General features: G+C 70.9%; 18 protein-coding genes. 7 read left to right on the forward strand and 11 right to left on the reverse strand.

Annotated features, from left to right (window positions below):
- Positions 1 to 67 precede the first annotated feature (67 nt).
- Positions 68 to 460 (reverse strand): SCO5389 family protein, encoded by a 393-nt coding sequence (locus ACWCRD_RS31225; protein ID WP_030928593.1) that lies wholly within the window; start codon positions 458 to 460, stop codon positions 68 to 70.
- 256 nt (positions 461 to 716) lie between these two features.
- On the opposite strand from ACWCRD_RS31225, the gene nucS reads away from it, so the two are divergent.
- Positions 717 to 1,388 carry an endonuclease NucS gene (nucS, locus tag ACWCRD_RS31230; protein ID WP_450969108.1) on the forward strand — a complete coding sequence of 224 codons (672 nt, stop codon included), beginning with the start codon at positions 717 to 719 and terminating at the stop codon, positions 1,386 to 1,388.
- A gap of 69 nt (positions 1,389 to 1,457) precedes the next feature.
- Here the strand turns inward: nucS and ACWCRD_RS31235 are convergent, their stop codons facing one another.
- From ACWCRD_RS31235 to ACWCRD_RS31250, 4 genes are all read right to left on the reverse strand, one after another.
- The gene (locus ACWCRD_RS31235) at positions 1,458 to 3,971 is read right to left on the reverse strand and encodes an ATP-binding protein (RefSeq protein ID WP_450969109.1); all 2,514 of its coding nucleotides are present in this window, start codon (positions 3,969 to 3,971) and stop codon (positions 1,458 to 1,460) included.
- 206 nt (positions 3,972 to 4,177) lie between these two features.
- Positions 4,178 to 4,501 (reverse strand): STAS domain-containing protein, encoded by a 324-nt coding sequence (locus ACWCRD_RS31240; protein ID WP_016438220.1) that lies wholly within the window; start codon positions 4,499 to 4,501, stop codon positions 4,178 to 4,180.
- 169 nt (positions 4,502 to 4,670) lie between these two features.
- Positions 4,671 to 5,519, reverse strand: coding sequence for a 3-hydroxyacyl-CoA dehydrogenase family protein (locus ACWCRD_RS31245; protein WP_030928606.1), 849 nt, complete (start codon positions 5,517 to 5,519; stop codon positions 4,671 to 4,673).
- 138 nt (positions 5,520 to 5,657) lie between these two features.
- The gene (locus ACWCRD_RS31250) at positions 5,658 to 6,299 is read right to left on the reverse strand and encodes a TetR/AcrR family transcriptional regulator (protein WP_450969110.1); all 642 of its coding nucleotides are present in this window, start codon (positions 6,297 to 6,299) and stop codon (positions 5,658 to 5,660) included.
- A gap of 81 nt (positions 6,300 to 6,380) precedes the next feature.
- On the opposite strand from ACWCRD_RS31250, the gene ACWCRD_RS31255 reads away from it, so the two are divergent.
- Genes ACWCRD_RS31255 through ACWCRD_RS31265 form a run of 3 tightly spaced genes read left to right on the forward strand, consistent with a single transcriptional unit; the run spans position 6,381 to position 8,506 of the window.
- Positions 6,381 to 7,163, forward strand: coding sequence for an ABC transporter ATP-binding protein (locus ACWCRD_RS31255; protein ID WP_450969111.1), 783 nt, complete (start codon positions 6,381 to 6,383; stop codon positions 7,161 to 7,163).
- Between the two features lie 7 nt (positions 7,164 to 7,170).
- Positions 7,171 to 7,920, forward strand: coding sequence for an ABC transporter permease (locus ACWCRD_RS31260; protein WP_450969112.1), 750 nt, complete (start codon positions 7,171 to 7,173; stop codon positions 7,918 to 7,920).
- 13 nt (positions 7,921 to 7,933) lie between these two features.
- Entirely contained in the window at positions 7,934 to 8,506 is a 573-nt protein-coding gene (locus ACWCRD_RS31265; protein ID WP_450766674.1) for a cob(I)yrinic acid a,c-diamide adenosyltransferase, read from the forward strand.
- Between the two features lie 31 nt (positions 8,507 to 8,537).
- On the opposite strand, the gene ACWCRD_RS31270 is transcribed toward ACWCRD_RS31265, so the two are convergent.
- Genes ACWCRD_RS31270 through ACWCRD_RS31295 form a run of 6 tightly spaced genes read right to left on the reverse strand, consistent with a single transcriptional unit; the run spans position 8,538 to position 12,166 of the window.
- Entirely contained in the window at positions 8,538 to 8,744 is a 207-nt protein-coding gene (locus tag ACWCRD_RS31270; RefSeq protein ID WP_450766672.1) for a hypothetical protein, read from the reverse strand.
- Positions 8,744 to 9,151 (reverse strand): hypothetical protein, encoded by a 408-nt coding sequence (locus ACWCRD_RS31275; RefSeq protein WP_450969113.1) that lies wholly within the window; start codon positions 9,149 to 9,151, stop codon positions 8,744 to 8,746. Before ACWCRD_RS31275 ends, ACWCRD_RS31270 begins: the two co-directional genes overlap by 1 nt.
- A gap of 53 nt (positions 9,152 to 9,204) precedes the next feature.
- Complete coding sequence (locus tag ACWCRD_RS31280) at positions 9,205 to 10,668, reverse strand: sensor histidine kinase (protein WP_450969114.1); 1,464 nt, start codon at positions 10,666 to 10,668, stop codon at positions 9,205 to 9,207.
- Positions 10,665 to 11,360, reverse strand: a complete 696-nt coding sequence (locus ACWCRD_RS31285) for a response regulator transcription factor (RefSeq protein WP_450969115.1) — start codon at positions 11,358 to 11,360, stop codon at positions 10,665 to 10,667. Before ACWCRD_RS31285 ends, ACWCRD_RS31280 begins: the two co-directional genes overlap by 4 nt.
- Positions 11,361 to 11,414: 54 nt before the next feature.
- Positions 11,415 to 11,570: a hypothetical protein gene (locus tag ACWCRD_RS31290; protein ID WP_450969116.1), complete on the reverse strand. Its 156-nt coding sequence runs from the start codon at positions 11,568 to 11,570 to the stop codon at positions 11,415 to 11,417.
- 32 nt (positions 11,571 to 11,602) lie between these two features.
- Positions 11,603 to 12,166, reverse strand: a complete 564-nt coding sequence (locus ACWCRD_RS31295; protein WP_450969117.1) for a hypothetical protein — start codon at positions 12,164 to 12,166, stop codon at positions 11,603 to 11,605.
- Between the two features lie 151 nt (positions 12,167 to 12,317).
- On the opposite strand from ACWCRD_RS31295, the gene ACWCRD_RS31300 reads away from it, so the two are divergent.
- From ACWCRD_RS31300 to ACWCRD_RS31310, 3 genes are all read left to right on the forward strand, one after another.
- Positions 12,318 to 13,490: a sensor histidine kinase gene (locus ACWCRD_RS31300; RefSeq protein WP_450969118.1), complete on the forward strand. Its 1,173-nt coding sequence runs from the start codon at positions 12,318 to 12,320 to the stop codon at positions 13,488 to 13,490.
- Positions 13,487 to 14,128: a response regulator gene (locus ACWCRD_RS31305; protein WP_450969119.1), complete on the forward strand. Its 642-nt coding sequence runs from the start codon at positions 13,487 to 13,489 to the stop codon at positions 14,126 to 14,128. The genes ACWCRD_RS31300 and ACWCRD_RS31305 overlap by 4 nt, the downstream gene beginning before the upstream one ends.
- Positions 14,129 to 14,247: 119 nt before the next feature.
- Positions 14,248 to 16,068 carry a glycosyl hydrolase family 18 protein gene (locus ACWCRD_RS31310; protein WP_450969120.1) on the forward strand — a complete coding sequence of 607 codons (1,821 nt, stop codon included), beginning with the start codon at positions 14,248 to 14,250 and terminating at the stop codon, positions 16,066 to 16,068.
- The last annotated feature ends 48 nt before the right edge of the window (positions 16,069 to 16,116 follow it).

Here is a 16,116-nt window from a genome sequence, read left to right on the forward strand (position 1 = left end):
CGGAGCTTGCCGCCCCAGTACTGAATGCACCTCCCGCGTACGGAGCGGCAAGCAAGCGGCATGCTCCTCAGCAGTCCCGGAACTCCGGGGACTGGTTGAGTACCTGACTGCGGACCGAGGTGAAGCGGGCCAGCGTCTCGTCGACCGAGGCGTCCAATGGGAACACCGCCACCCGGTGGCAGTTCTGGAAGGCCAGCCGGACACCGAAATGCCTCTGCAGCGCGCCGCGTATCGCGTCACTCGCGAGCGCACGCAGCAGCTGTCCGCGTGCCTGCTCGTCCGGCGGGGGCGTCTGGTTGTCGGCGAAGTTGCCGCCGTCGACCTTCAGCTGGGCCACCAGGGAGCTGATCATCTCCCATGCGTAAGGCAGGGAGGTCCGGACGCAGTCGACGAATTCTGCTTCGTCGACCTCGCCTCGCTCGGCCTTCTCGAGTAGGGCCGGTGAGACGTCGAGCGACATGGGTTCTCCTCTCGCACCCCCGTGGTCGACAGGGGTTGCCGGACAGATAAGGGAGTTCGCGATACCGAACACGCTGAGTACTCGTCTCGCGACCTCCCGTTTACTACGGTAAGCAACGGGGGGTGACGGCACCAGGAAAATGCGTACATGGGGAGCCCTCTTTAGGCACACAATCAGCCACGAATGAACACGGGTTGTCTCGGGTGTTCCAGGGCGAATCGCGTGGACCCACACCCGTCGAGTAGCGTTGCCGACCATGCGTCTCGTCATTGCCCGATGCTCCGTGGACTACGCGGGCCGGCTCACCGCCCATCTCCCTTCGGCGCCCCGCCTGATCCTGGTGAAGGCCGACGGCAGCGTCTCCATCCACGCGGACGACCGCGCCTACAAGCCCCTGAACTGGATGTCCCCGCCCTGCACCCTGAAGGAGGGCGCGGGCGAGGAGGCGGGCGTCTGGACCGTCATCAACAAGGCGGGCGAGAAGCTCATCATCACGATGGAGGAGATCCTCCACGACTCCTCGCACGAACTGGGCGTGGACCCCGGCCTGATCAAGGACGGCGTGGAAGCACACCTTCAGGAGCTGCTCGCCGACCGCATCGAGACGCTCGGCGACGGCTACACGCTCATCCGCCGCGAGTACATGACGGCCATCGGCCCGGTCGACATCCTGTGCCGGGACGCCGAGGGTCGGACCGTCGCGGTGGAGATCAAGCGGCGCGGTGAGATCGACGGCGTGGAGCAGCTCACCCGCTACCTCGAGCTGCTGAACCGCGACCCCCATCTCGCCCCGGTCCGCGGCATCTTCGCGGCCCAGGAGATCAAGCCGCAGGCGCGGGTCCTCGCCACGGACCGCGGGATCGGGTGCGCGGTGCTGGACTACGACGCCCTCAGGGGCATCGAGGACGACAAGTTGCGGTTGTTCTGACCTCCGCTGCCACGAGCAAGGGGGCCGGGTCCGTCGAGACGGACCCGGCCCGCTTGTGTGTACGGGACCTCACATGACCGGGCTGGAGCTGCTGCTCTGCGGCGCAGTCGCCGAACTGCTCGTCGTCGCCGGGGCGCTGGAGGACGCGGGGGCGCTGGACGCCGGGCCGCTGGCCGAGGTGGACGTGGTCGGGGACGACGGCGGCTGCGATGTCGGCGGCGGGGACGTGGATGGCGGCGGTGTGGACGCCGGAGGCGTGGTCGACGGCTTGCTGGGAGGCGTCGTCGGCGGCTTGCTGGTCGGCGTCGACGGCGGCTTGGTGGGTGAGCTCGACGTACTGCCCCCCGACCCCTTCGTGCCGCTCGGGTCGTCCGACGGCTGACCGGTGCTCGACGACGGCGTCGGGGCGCCGGAGGTGCCGGGTGTGCCGCTGGCGCCCGGGCGTGTGGGGCGGCTCGTCGCGGTGCCGGTGTCGTTCTTCGGCGTGTCGGCGCCCAGGCTCCCGTCGTCGGTGCCCTGGCTTGCGGACGGGTTGACGCCGACCTTGTCGGACGGGTTGTTGGCGTCGTTGTTGGACGTGGCGCCGAGCGTCACGACCGTGCCGAGCACGGCGGCGAGCAGGGCGCCCGCGCCGGCCGCGACGAGGTTGCGGCGGGCGAGGCCGCGGATGCCGCCGCGGTGGCTCTTGGGCGGCGGGCCGGACACGGCCCGGTTGACGACGATGGTGGAGGTGTCGCCGGACGAGGGCGGCGGGCTCGGCGGGAAGGCGGCCGGCACTCCGCCGGGCGGCGACTGGGACTCCTCGTAGCGCGCGTCCGGGACCTCCTCGCCCGCCGTCGAGCCGAGGCCGGGCGTGGTGCCGGAGCGGTCGGAGACCAGGGCGAGGGCGCGGCGGCCCGCGACCGTGCCGCGTTTGTCGGCGAGGGCGCCGCGCAGCCCGATGGAGGACTCCAGCTCGGCGCGGGCCCGGTCGAGCTGTCCACCGCAGAGCGCGAGGATGCCCAACTCGTGGTGGAAGTAGGCCTGTTCGGACACCTCGCCGGCAAGGCGGGCTGCCTCGGAACCGGACCGAAGGGCCCGCTCCCAGGCGCTCCAGTGCAGGCCGGCGGCGAACGCGGGGGCCGCCGTGCGGGCCAGCTGGACGGTGACGCTCTCCTCGCCCTCGGCCGGGGCGGTCGTGCCCGGTACGAGGACGCCGAGCGCGGCGAGCAGGGCGTCGGCCTCGGCGCACACCCGCTCCGGGGTGACCGAGGGGTGCCCCGCCCACCAGGCGTAGTGCTGGGCGGCGGCCAGGGCCTGCGCCTCGATGTCGTCGCCGTATCCGGCGGCCTCGAGCTGGGTGAGGACCCCTGCGGCGAGCCGGTAGCGGGAGCCGACCGCGGAGACCAGTCCGCAGGCGGCCAGTTCGCCGAGGGCGGCGTCCGCATGGGTGTCGCCGACCAGCGCCGGCAGATGCGCCTGGTGCGGCACCTCGCCGCCGAGCGCGACGGCGAACCGCAGGGTGGCGCGCGCCGAGGCGCTGAGCCGCGAGGCCAGCAGCGGTGCGGGCGCGGCGGCCTCGCCGAGCGACGGCAGGGGTACGGCGTCGCCGTCCTCGGCGTCGAGCGAGGCGTCGAACGGGGCGTCCGCGGGGATCGCGTCCTCGAACACGCCGAACGCCTCGACGGCGCTGGTCCCCGCGCGCTGCTGGTCGCGCTGGCGCAGCAGGGCGCCGGCCTGGACGAAGCGCAGCGGCAGGCCCTCGGACTCGAACCAGAGGTCGCCGGCCCAGTTGGCCTCCTCCTCCGTGAGCACCCGGCCGACGGCGCGCTCGATGAGCTCCACGCCGCCCGCGCGGTCGAGACCGCCGAGGAAGACCTCTTCCAGGGTGGAGGCGGCGGAGGGCGCGGGCACCTCGGGCGTCGCGCCGATCACGAAGGCGCACTCGGGTGTCGCGTCCAGCAGCTCGTCGAGACCGGCGCCGCCGAACTCGACGTCGTCGAGGACGACGACCGCGCCGATCTCCCGGACCAGTTCGAGCAGTTCGTCCCGTTCCGGGCGGTGCAGGGGCGCGTTGTAGACGGCGTAGAAGAGGTCGTAGAGCAGGTCGCTCGGCGTGCGGTGGAAACCGCTGAGGCGGACCACGCCGTCGGGGGCGAGGTCCGTGCAGTCCTCGGCGACCAGGTCGAGGAGGGCGGTGCGGCCGGAGCCCGCGGGGCCGGTGAGACGCACGGAACGGCCGCGCGCCAGCAGCCGGACCAGGCGCTCGCGGTCCTCCTGGCGTTCCAGGAGGTGCAGCGAGGGCCGGCCCGGTCCCGCCGGGGCAGGCGGCTTGGCCGCGCGGTTCACCTCGGCACGCTCGGCGGCCGTGTACTTCTCGGGCCGCCCCGGGCGCTCGCCCGGCGGGCAGGCCTCTATCTCGCTGCCGTCGACGGGATTGACGGTGAGCAGGTAGTCGCCCGTGACAAGCTGTACCGTGCGCGCGAGCGCGGGCGAGTGCTGGCCGAAGTCGGGTGTGAGGGGGTCCCTGGGCGGGCGCTGACGCGGCGCGTTGCCGTCGCCGTCATGGCCGTACTCCTCGGGTCCCCGGGTGTTCGGGTCCATAGGTTCAAGCCCCCCAAAAGCGTCGTGTGTGCCTCGAGCCCCTCCCGGCCTTGCTGCACACCGCGCTGTCGCTTCTGGTCCGGACCCGCTTGCAGGGATGTCAGGCAGCGGGCGACCGAACCCTAAACCTTCGCTCAGTATCTACGACAGTCCGGAGTACCGCGCCGTGCGAGACGTCACAGTCTCGTGAGGATCACTCTGGAGGGTCACACGCGGGGCAGTGACTCCACCCCGATGCCGCCCTCGATCGCCAGGATCCGGTGCAGCCGGGTGGCCACCAGCAGGCGCTGCATCTGCGGCGGAACGTCGCGCAGCACCAGGCGTCGGCCGCAGCGGCCGGCCCGCCGGTGGACGCCCATGATCACCCCGAGTCCGGTGGCGTCCCAGGAGTCCAGTTCGGACAGGTCGAGCACCAGGTCGCCGGCTCCGTCGTCGACGGCCGAGTGCAGGACCGTACGGGCGTCCGCCGCGCTGCGGACGTCGAGGCGGCCCCCGACGACCAGCTCGGCGTGGTCGCCCCTGATGTACATATGCGCTCCCCGAGAGTGCGGTGACGTACTCCGTGACGGTGGCTGTGCAACGTCTGACTGCTTCAGCGGCGACGAGGTTGCCGTCTGTAAGCGAACCGATACCGAATTCACCCCCGCGGGTGATACCCGCGGGGCCTGTGCGGTTTCAGTGGCTGTACGTACTGGTGTGTCAGTACGTGTAGAAGCCCTGCCCGCTCTTGCGCCCGATGTCACCGGCGTCAACCATCCGGCGCATCAGCTCCGGCGGTGCGAACTTCTCGTCCTGCGACTCGGTGTAGATGTTGCTGGTGGCGTGCAGCAGGATGTCGACCCCGGTCAGGTCCGCCGTGGCGAGCGGTCCCATCGCGTGGCCGAAGCCCAGCTTGCAGGCGAGGTCGATGTCCTCGGCGCTCGCCACGCCCGACTCGTACAGCTTGGTCGCCTCGACGACGAGGGCGGAGATGAGACGGGTCGTCACGAAGCCGGCGACGTCCCGGTTGACGACGATGCAGGTCTTGCCGACGGACTCGGCGAACTCCCGCGCGGTGGCGAGGGCTTCGTCGCTCGTCTTGTACCCGCGGACGAGTTCGACGAGCTGCATCATCGGCACCGGCGAGAAGAAGTGGACGCCGACGACCCGCTCGGGGTGCTCGGTGGCCGCCGCGATCTTGGTGATCGGGATCGCGGAGGTGTTGGAGGCGAGCACGGTGTCCGGACGGACGATCTTGTCGAGCGCCCGGAAGATCTCGTGCTTGACCTCCAGCTTCTCGAAGACGGCCTCGACGACGACGTCCGCGTCGGCGGCGGCGTCGAGGTCGGTGGTCGCGGTGATGCGGCCGAGGGCGGCGTCGGCGTCGTGCGCCTCCAGCTTGCCCTTGCTGACGAACTTGTCGTACGAGGCCTTGATGCCGTCGGTGCCACGCTTCAGCGCTTCGTCGGTGACGTCGCGAAGGACCACGTCCCAGCCCGCCTGGGCGGAGACCTGGGCGATGCCGGAACCCATCAGGCCGGCGCCGATGACGGCAAGCTTCCGTGCCACGTTTGCGACTCCCCTTTGAAACGCCTTACACACTGTTTATGTCTGCCTCTTCGGCGGACCTTAGCGCTCGTGAGGTGCTGTGTGACCGGTAAGTAATGCGCGTCACGTCTCATCTGACGGACATCACACCGGGGTGGGTCATTCCGTGCCTCGGACGGCGTAGTTGAGCACCTTCTCGCCCAACAGCTCCTCGATGTCGTCCAGGAGGACGAGTACCTCTCGTGACACTTCGCCCGGGTTGCGCCCCTTGACCATCTCGCGGCCGATGACGCCCATCACACAGCTGTGCACCCAGCCGAGCTGACCGGCGATCAGATGCGGCATCGGGTCGTCCTCGGCCGCGCCGGTCTCCTCGCGCAGGGCCTGTTCGAGATTGGCCTGAACCTCCTGCGCGATCGCCCACAGCCGGGAGCGCAGGGCGGGAGCGTTCTCGATGACGCGCATGAAGGCGGCGTACCCCGGGATCAGTCCGACCCTCGGCGAGACCGCCTCGACCTCCTCGCGCAGCTCCCGCAGCACGGCGGCGGCGGCGGACTCCCCCTTGTTCCGGCCGCGGACCCAGCGGGCCATCCGGTCGACCATGCCGACGGAGCGGTCGAAGAAGAGGTCCTCCTTCGCCGGGAAGTAGTTGTAGACGGTGTTGACGGAGACGTCGGCGGCCTCGGCGATCTCGGCGACGGTCACCGCGTCGAAGCCGCGCTCGATGAACAGCCCCGTGGCGACGTCCGAGATGTACTGCCGGGTCTGCCGCTTCTTCCGCTCCCTGAGCCCCTCTGCCATGTCCGAATCCTAGCTTTCGCTGGGCCCGTTGAAAACTTGGCGTCATTGCAAAATTGGTGAGTCTCTGTTTTTCTGTGGAGCATGGCAGTCATCAGCGCGGCCGGACTGGCCCGCACCTTCCAGACCAAACGCGGCCCCGTTCAGGCCGTCCGCGGTATCGACCTCACCGTCCGCGAGGGCGAGATCCTCGGCTTCCTCGGCCCGAACGGGGCCGGCAAGACCACCACCCTGCGCATGCTCACGACGTTGCTCGCCCCGACCGGCGGAGCGGCCACCGTCGCCGGCCACGACCTCGCCGCCGACCCCGCTGGCGTACGCAGGGCCTGCGGTTACGTCGCCCAGTCGGGCGGGGTCGACGCGCAGATCAGCGTGCGGGAGGAACTCGTCACGCAGGGCCGCCTCTACCGCCTGACGAAGCCCCAGGCGATCGCGCGCGCCGACGAGTTGGCCCGCGACCTGGGTCTCACCGACCTTCTCGACCGCAGGACGTCCGCGCTCTCCGGCGGCCAGCGGCGCCGCCTCGACATCGCGATGGCCCTCACCCACCGCCCGAAGGTCCTCTTCCTCGACGAGCCGACCACCGGCCTCGACCCCGGCAGCCGCGCCGACCTGTGGGACCTGATCCGCCGCCTGCGCGACGAGCACGGCACCACGGTCTTCCTGACCACCCATTACCTGGACGAGGCCGACGCCCTCTCCGACCGTCTGGTGATCGTCGACAAGGGAGTGGTCGTGGCGGAGGGCACGCCCACCGCGCTCAAGCTCCGCTACGGCGGCTCGATCGACGCGAGCCTCCAGGACACGTTCCTCGCCATCACCGGCCGCGGTCCCTCCCCGGCCGACGCCGCCCCCGTAGCCGTATAGGAATCCGATGCTGCTTCACGACACCGCGCTGATCTACGGCCGCTACCTCCGCCAGTCGCTGCGCTCCCGCTTCGCGCTGCTCTTCGGCGTGCTGATGCCGCTGCTGTATCTCCTCTTCTTCGGACCGCTGCTGACGGGGCTGCCGCTCGGCGGGCGGGGCAGTTCCTGGCAGTTGCTCGTGCCGGGGCTGCTGCTTCAACTCGGTCTGTTCGGGGCGTCGTTCGCGGGGTTCTCGATCATCATCGAGCAGGGCCAGGGGGTGGTCGAGCGGATGCGGGTGACGCCCGTCAGCCGCCTCGCGCTCCTGCTGGGCCGGGTGCTGCGCGACGCCACGGTGTTCGTCTTCCAGGCGGTGCTGCTGGTGGTCGCGGCCGTGGCGATGGGGCTGCGGGCGCCGCTCGCCGGGGTCCTGATCGGCTTCGGGTTCGTCGCCCTGCTCACGGTCTCGCTCGGCTCGCTGTCGTACGCGCTGGCGATGAAGGTCCGCACCCCGCAGGAGTTCGGGCCGCTGATCAACGCCATGACCATGCCGTCGATGCTGCTGTCCGGTCTGATGCTGCCCATGTCCCTGGCCCCGGTCTGGCTGGACGTGCTCTCGCACTTCATGCCGTTCCGCTATCTGGTGGACGCGGTGCGGGACGCATACGTCGGCGCGTACGCGACGGATCACGTGCTGTACGGCGTCCTGGTCGCCCTCGGTTTCGCGGCGCTCGCCGTGACAGTGGGCACACGCGTGTTCCGGACGGCCGGAGCGTAACTACGCTGGTCGCATGGTCAATCTGACGCGCATCTACACCAGGACCGGCGACCGGGGCACCACCGCCCTCGGCGACATGAGCCGGGTCGCCAAGACCGATCTGCGGATCTCCGCGTACGCGGACGCCAACGAGGCGAACGCGGTGATCGGTACGGCGATCGCGCTGGGCGGTCTGGAGGAGGAGATCGTCAAGGTCCTCACCCGCGTCCAGAACGACCTGTTCGACGTGGGTGCGGACCTGTCCACGCCGGTCGTCGAGAACCCGGAGTTCCCGCCCCTGCGTGTCGAACAGTTCTACGTCGACAAGCTGGAGGCGGACTGCGACCGCTTCAACGAGCGGCTGGAGAAGCTGCGCTCCTTCATCCTCCCGGGCGGCACCCCGGGCGCGGCCCTGCTGCACCAGGCCTGCACGGTCGTACGGCGGGCGGAGCGCTCGACGTGGGCGGCGCTTGAGGTGCACGGAGAGGTGATGAACCCGCTGACGGCCACCTATCTCAACCGGTTGTCCGACTTGCTGTTCATCCTGGCACGCACCGCCAACAAGGATGTCGGGGACGTGCTGTGGGTGCCGGGCGGGGAGCGCTGATTCACGGCGCTCCCCGCCCTCCGCCCCCTTCTCAGTGGGCCGTGTCGTCCTGGGTCGCGTCCTGGTCCGCCCGGGCGACGGCGGATTCGGCGGCGGCCACCTTCTGCTGCATCTCCGAGTAGCCGGAGGGGGTGGCGGGCGTGGCGGGTGCCTTGTCCGCCGTACCGCCGTGCGGCGCGCACCCCGCGGTGAGCACCGCGAGGAGGGCCGCCGCGGCGGCCGCGGCCTTCAGGCGCATCAGCTCGCGCCCTGGTTGTTGTCCTTGCACCAGGTCCGGACGTCGTTCAGGTCCTTCTGCCGTTGCTGGAGCGTCGTCACCAGGGACTTGCGGAAGGTCAGCCGGTCCTGGAGATACGTGGCGATCTCGCTGTGACCGGCTGCCTTCGCCTTGTCCACCCGCTGCTGCAGCCGGGCGATCGAACCGCGCTTGTCGGCTCCGGCGTTCAGCCGGTTCAGGGCGCGTTCGATGCGTCGGTCGATCTTCGGTGCCCGCTTGCACAGGGCCTTGGCCCCGTCCCCGGCCGGGGTGGCCGTGGACGCGGGCGAGGGAGTGCTCTCGGCCACGGCAGCTCCCGTGCCGCCGGCCACCATCGCCGCTACGGCCGCTCCCACGAGCAGTGTGCGCCGGTGTCGTCGTACATACATCTCAGCCTCCGTTCCGCGGACGGCCCCCTTCGTCCGTCCGCCTGCCGTGGAGGCTAGGAAGGCTCTTTGGGGAAACTCTGTGACCGGTTTGCCCCGGCTGTGCCGATCAGCCAGTCCCGGCGGGCGGGCGGGGCCCCGCCCGTGGACGGCAGCCGTACCTCGAAGCGGGCGCCCACGCCCTGCGGCCCGTCCGTCACCGTGACGCTCCCCCGGTGCAGGGCCGTCTGCTGGGCCACCAGGGTCAGGCCGAGTCCGGAGCCCGTGCTGCCGGGGCCGCGGGCGAAGCGCTCGAAGATCCGGGCGCGGGTCGGTCCGGGCACGCCCGGGCCCCGGTCGTCGACCGTGATCACGACCTGTCCCTCCGCCTGCCGTACCCCGACCGTCACAGTGGCCTGCCCGGTCGCGTCCCGCCCGTGGGCCAGGGCGTTGGCCAGCAGGTTGTCGAGGAGGAGGCGGATGCCGGGTTCCCAGCCGTGGACCGTCGGTCCCGGTGCCGCCTCCAGCGTGATGCGGGCGTCCGGGGCGCGGCGCCGGGCCTCGGCCACCGCCGCGTCCGCGGTCTCCGTCACGTCCACGGTCCGGAAGGCCTCCGCCTCGACGAGGTCGCCACGGCCGAGTTCGCGCAGCATGACCAGCAGGTTCAGCAGCCGGGCGTGTTCGCTGCGCAGATCGGCCAGGACCTCCGTGCGGTCCGGCTCCGGGAGGTCCGGATGGTCGGCGAGGATGTCGAGGTTGGTGCCCATGCTCATCAGCGGGGTGCGCAGTTCGTGGGAGGCGGCCGCGGAGAAGGAGCGGGCCGTGTCCAGTGCCTCGGCGGTGCGGGCGGCCTGCTCGTCGTAGCGGGCGAGGACGGTGCGCAGGGTCGCGGCCAGTTCGTCGACCTCGGTCACCCCGGTGGGCTCGTCGGGCGGCCGGGCGGCGCTGGTGCGCGGGTCGAGTCCGGCGGTACGGCGGGTGAGGCGCCGCAGCGGTCCGGACGCGCCGGTGGCGATGCCCCAGGCGAGCAGGCCGGACAGGGGGGCGGCGAGCAGGGTCGTCACCGCCACCCGGTGCCGTACGAGCCGTAGTTGGACCTGGTCGGCGGCGTTGGGCGAGAAGACCCAGAGGGTGCCTGTGCCGTGCGCGGTGGTGATCGTCCGGGACAGCGCGCGCCAGCTGGTGCCGCCGTCCCGGACGGTGACCGGTCCCCTGATCGCCTTGGGCAGCGGCACCGAGGCGTCGGGCTGCGGCCCGCCGCTGAAGGTGGCGTCCGGTCCGATGACGCGTACGCCGACGTCGAGGGCCGCGCTGTAGAGGAGCCGTTCCTTGTTGTCCTCCGCCTTGGGCCGGCCGCCCGCGCTGGCCCGCAGCAGGGCGCGCGCGTCCGGGGCAACGGCCACGGCGCGCGACCGCAGATGACTGTCCTCGGCGCTGTGCAGATCGTGTTTCACCAGCTGAAGCAGCAGCCAGCCGGAGGCGAGCACGAGGAGCGGCACGGTGAACCCGACGGCGAGCCCGATGCGGGTGGAGAGCCTCACGACGACTCTTCCCTCAGCACGAATCCGACCCCGCGCACGGTGTGGACGAGCCTGGACCGACCGTCGGCCTCCAGCTTGCGTCGCAGATAGCTGACGAAGGTGTCGACGGCGTCCGTCCGCACGTCGAAGTCGTAACCCCACACCCGTTCCAGGAGCTGGTCGCGGGTGAGGACGAGCCCGGCGTTGCGGGCGAGCACCTCGAGGAGTTCGAACTCGCGCCGGGTCAGCTCCAGCGGCCTGCCGTCCCGCTCCGCGGTGCGGGCCGCCGGGTCGATCACCAGGCCCGCGACCCGCAGCACCTCCCCCACGGGCGGGCGGCGGCGCAGCAACGCGCGCAGCCGCAGCACGAGTTCCTGCAGCGCGAACGGTTTGACCAGGTAGTCGTCGCCGCCCGCCTGGAGCCCGGCGATACGGTCGGCGGTCTCGTCGAGCGCCGACAGCATGAGCACGGGGAGGTCCTGGCCGTCGTGGCGGAGCCGTTCACAGACCTCGATGCCGCTCATTCCGGGCATCGACACATCGAGGACGAGGACGTCCGGCGGCGTCTCCCCGATCACCGCGAGCGCCTCACGACCACCGTCCGCCGTCCGCACCCGGAACCCGCTCAGTCGCAGGCCCCGCTCCAGCGACCGCCGGATGGCAGGATCGTCGTCCACGACCAGCACCGCACCGGGGCGTTCCGCCTCACTCATGCGCACCTCCCCTCAGCGTTCGGCCAGGGTACGACCCTCCTCGTGGACTGCGTCTCACAGGCGGCGATCCGGTCCGAGGCGGCTGAGCGCATGGCGGACGGGCGTAGCCTCGGCGAGGGTCTGCACCGCCTTGAGAGCAAGCAGCTCGTCCGCCGCCTTTTCCAGATGGGCCCGGGCTTCGCGGACGGATACGGATGCGAAGTCGTCCATGCCGAGAGTGTCCCGTATCCGTGAGCACAGCCTCACGCACTCTCCTCCCGGCGGGCGGCAGCCGCCGTCGGCCGCCTCTTCGGCCAGATCAGGTACGTCAACGCGATGACCCCGTGAATGCCGACGGTCCGCAGCGCAGCCCACTGGAAGGCGCGCAGCGACGAGGTGTCGCCGTCGCCGACGTACCAGATCGCCCCCTGGAGCAAGGCGCAGGCGAGGGCAGCCGCGAGGAGGGTGCGCAGCCAGAGGCGGCCCTCGTGGCGGGCTCGGGCGAGGCCGTAGCGGGGCGGCTTCGGCGGGCGGGGGCCGCCGGCCAGGCGGTGGGCGGCGTGGCCGTCGAGCCAGGTGATCGTGTAGTGGCCGTAGGCGACGGTGTAGCCGATGTAGAGGGCGGCCAGCCCGTGTTCCCAGCTCGGTTCGGCACCGTTCTTCAGGTCCACCGCCGTCACCACGAAAAGCACGACCTCCAGCAGCGGCTCGCACAGCAGCAGCGCCACACTCGTGCGACGCCGTTTCAGCAGGTAGCGGACGGCCAGCCCGGCGGCCAGGAGCACCCAGAATCCGACCTCGCACGCAATGATCAACCCGACGACCACGACACGCCCCTTCCCTCGTACTTCCAGGCTTCCGGTGGGTCCGGGCGCTTTCGTCGTCGGCGGTGACGAGGTCGCGGTACATCGAAAGATGCAGTTCCGGACCGTCCTCGGGAATCACGCGCGCGGCACGCGGGCCGTGTTGGATGGGTTCATGCCCGTACGACTTGCCCGTCCCCACCGCTTCGACGTGTACTTGGCGATCGGCGGGCTGCTCGGCGGGCTGCTGCTGGTCGGTATCGGTCTGAGCACCCGGAAGTCCGCCGAGCCGATCACGCTCTTCGACGGCCCCTGGCCGGTTCTGCCGCCGCTGGTCGTGACGGCCTGCTGCGAGTTGCTGCGCCGGACCGCCCCGCGCACCGCCGTGCTGGTCGGCACGGCGGCGATCTGCGCGGACCTCGTGACCCAGGGCAACCTCGCCACGATCCTGATGTTCACCGACCTCGTCTACGCCGCCGTCCTCTACGGCACGGCCGCCTCGGCCCGCCGCATCCTGTGGATCACCGGACTGCTCAGCGTGGCGGGCACGCTGGTGCCGTTCGCGGTGTGGCGGGTGCCCGAGGCCCTGCTGATCGGCGTGGTCACCGGCATCGTGGCGTTCGGCCCCGCGGCCACCGGCTGGATCGTCCGCGACCACCGCGACGCCGCCGAGGCCGCCCGGTTGCGCGCCGAACAGACCGCGCTGCTGGCCGAGATGGACCGCACCCAGGCGATCTCCGCCGAACGCGCGCGGATGGCGCGGGAACTGCACGACATGGTCGCCAACCACCTGTCGGCGATCGCCATCCACTCCACGGCCGCGCTGTCGATCGACGACCCGGGCACCTCGCAGGAGGCCCTGACCGTCATCCGGGAGAACAGCGTGGCCGGCCTCGCCGAGATGCGCCGGCTCATCGGCATCCTGCGCGACGCCGGCGCCGGAACCGGGCCCGCCGCCGCCCCCACCCTGGGCGGCATCACCGCCCTCGTCGACGGCGCCCGCGCCAACGGCCTCGACATCACCCTCGACAGCGACCACGGCAAGGTCCCCGCACCGGTCGAACTCGCCGCCTACCGCATCGTCCAGGAGTCCCTGACCAACGCCCTCAAGCACGCCTGCCCTGGCCGCATCACCGTCGCCCTCGTCCAGCAGGACAGCGTCCTCGACATCCGTGTGACCAGCCCGTACGGCCACCGGGACGGCCCGCGCGCACCGGGCTCCGGTGCCGGCCTGGTCGGCATGCGGGAGCGGGCGGCGCTGCTGGGCGGCACCTTCGAGGCCGGACCCGACGGCGACTCCTGGGCCGTACGCGTCACGCTCCCCCTCACCGAAGAAGGTTCCGCATGATTCGCGTCCTGGTCGCAGAGGACCAGTCCGCCGTCCGCGCCGGACTCGTCCTCATCCTGGGCAGCGCGCCCGACATCGAGGTGGTCGGGGAGGCCGCGGACGGCGAGCAGGCGGTGGCGCTGGCACGGGAGTTGCGGCCGGATCTCGTGCTGATGGACGTCCAGATGCCGCGCCTGGACGGAGTGTCGGCGACCCGGCAGGTGGTCAATGACCAGCTCGCCGACGTCCTCGTCCTCACCACCTTCGACCTCGACGAGTACGTCTTCGGGGCACTGCGCGCCGGCGCCGCCGGGTTCCTGCTCAAGAACACCGAGGCGAAGGACCTGCTGGAGGCGGTACGGACGGTGGCGCGCGGGGAGGGCCTGATCGCGCCGGCGGTCACCCGCCGTCTGATCGCCGAGTTCGCCACCACCTCCGTGCGCGAGCCCACTGCCGACCCCGCCGTGCTCGACACCCTCACCCGCCGTGAACGCGAGGTACTGTCCTGCCTCGGCGAGGGCCTGTCCAACGCCGCCATCGCGGCCCGTCTCGACATGGCGGAGGCGACGGCGAAGACGCACGTCAGCCGCCTCCTCGGGAAACTGGAGCTGCGCAGCAGGGTCCAAGCGGCCGTACTCGCCCAGGAGTTGGGGATCTAGCACCTGCCGCGCCAGAGTGGTCCAGACCTATTGACCGATGGTCCAGACCTTTCTATTCTCGCGGCACTGTGGGCGTGAAGGCTCAGTCACGCCCCCCAACTCCCCATAGGAGGCGCACCATGCGCTTCGGACACAGAGCCGCGGCAGGCTTCGCGACCCTGTTGCTGCCGCTGGCCGGTCTGGTCGGCCTCGCAGGGCCCGCCCAGGCCGCGACCACCGCGACGGCGACCTACGCCAAGACCCAGGACTGGGGCACCGGCTTCGAAGGCAAGTGGACGGTGAAGAACACCGGCACCACGGCCATCAGCTCCTGGACGGTCGAGTGGGACTTCCCCTCCGGTACATCCGTCACCTCGGCCTGGGACGCGGACGTCACGTCCTCCGGCACCCACTGGACCGCCAAGAACAAGTCCTACAACGGCTCCATAGCCCCGGGCGCCTCCGTCTCCTTCGGCTTCAACGGAGCGGGCTCCGGCTCCCCCTCCAACTGCAAGCTGAACGGCGACAGTTGCGACGGCACGACGGTCCCCGGCGACGCGGCCCCCTCCGCGCCGGGCACCCCCACCGCCTCCTCCGTCACCGACACCTCGGTGAAGCTGTCCTGGCCGGCGGCGACCGACGACAAGGGCATCAAGAACTACGACGTCCTGCGCGACGGCAAGGTCGTCTCCACCGTCACCACCACCTCGTACACGGACACCGGCCTGACCGCCGGCTCCGACTACTCGTACACCGTCCAGGCGCGTGACACCGCCGACCAGACCGGCCCGGTCAGCGGCTCGGTCGCCGTGCACACCACGGGCGGCACCACCACTCCCCCGACCTCCGGCTCCACGGTCAAGCTCGGCTACTTCACCGAGTGGGGCATCTACGGCCGCAACTACAACGTCAAGAACCTGGTGACCTCGGGATCCGCGTCGAAGATCACCCACATCAACTACGCCTTCGGCAACGTGACCAACGGCCAGTGCGCCATCGGGGACTCCTACGCCGACTACGACAAGGCCTTCACCGCCGACCAGTCGGTGAGCGGTGTGGCCGACACCTGGGACCAGCCGCTGCGCGGCAACTTCAACCAGCTCCGTGAGCTGAAGGCCAAGTACCCGAACATCAAGGTGCTGTGGTCCTTCGGCGGCTGGACCTGGTCCGGCGGCTTCGGGCAGGCGGCGGCCAACCCGACCGCCTTCGCGAACTCCTGCTACAACCTGGTCAAGGACCCGCGCTGGGCGGACGTGTTCGACGGCATCGACATCGACTGGGAGTACCCGAACGCCTGCGGCCTGTCCTGCGACACCAGCGGCGCGGCGGCCTTCAAGAACGTGATGTCGGCGCTGCGTGCGAAGTTCGGCTCAAGCGCACTGGTCACGGCCGCGGTCACCGCGGACGGCTCCTCCGGCGGCAAGATCGAGGCCACCGACTACGCGGGCGCCGCCCAGTACGTCAACTGGTACAACGTGATGACGTACGACTTCTTCGGAGCCTGGGACGCCCAGGGCCCGACCGCCCCGCACTCCCCGCTCACCTCGTACAGCGGCATCCCGAAGGCCGGGTTCACCACGGCCGACGCGATCGCCAAGTACAAGGCGGCCGGCGTCCCCGCGAGCAAGCTGCTGATCGGCATCGGCTTCTACGGCCGCGGCTGGACGGGCGTGACACAGGACGCCCCCGGCGGCACCGCGACGGGGCCGGCCGCGGGCACCTACGAGCAGGGCATCGAGGACTACAAGGTGCTCAAGACGTCCTGCCCGGCCACCGGCACCGTCGCCGGCACGGCGTATGCGCACTGCGGCAGCAACTGGTGGTCGTACGACACCCCGTCGACCATCGCCGGGAAGATGAGCTGGGCCAAGTCCCAGGGTCTCGGCGGTGCGTTCTTCTGGGAGTTCAGCGGCGACACCAGCAACGGCGAGCTGGTGAGCGCCATCAGCAACAACCTGTAGTCAGTAGTCAGGCGACATTGACGCTCCCCCAGACTTCGTCCGGGGGGA

This window comes from Streptomyces sp. NPDC002092 (assembly GCF_053593775.1).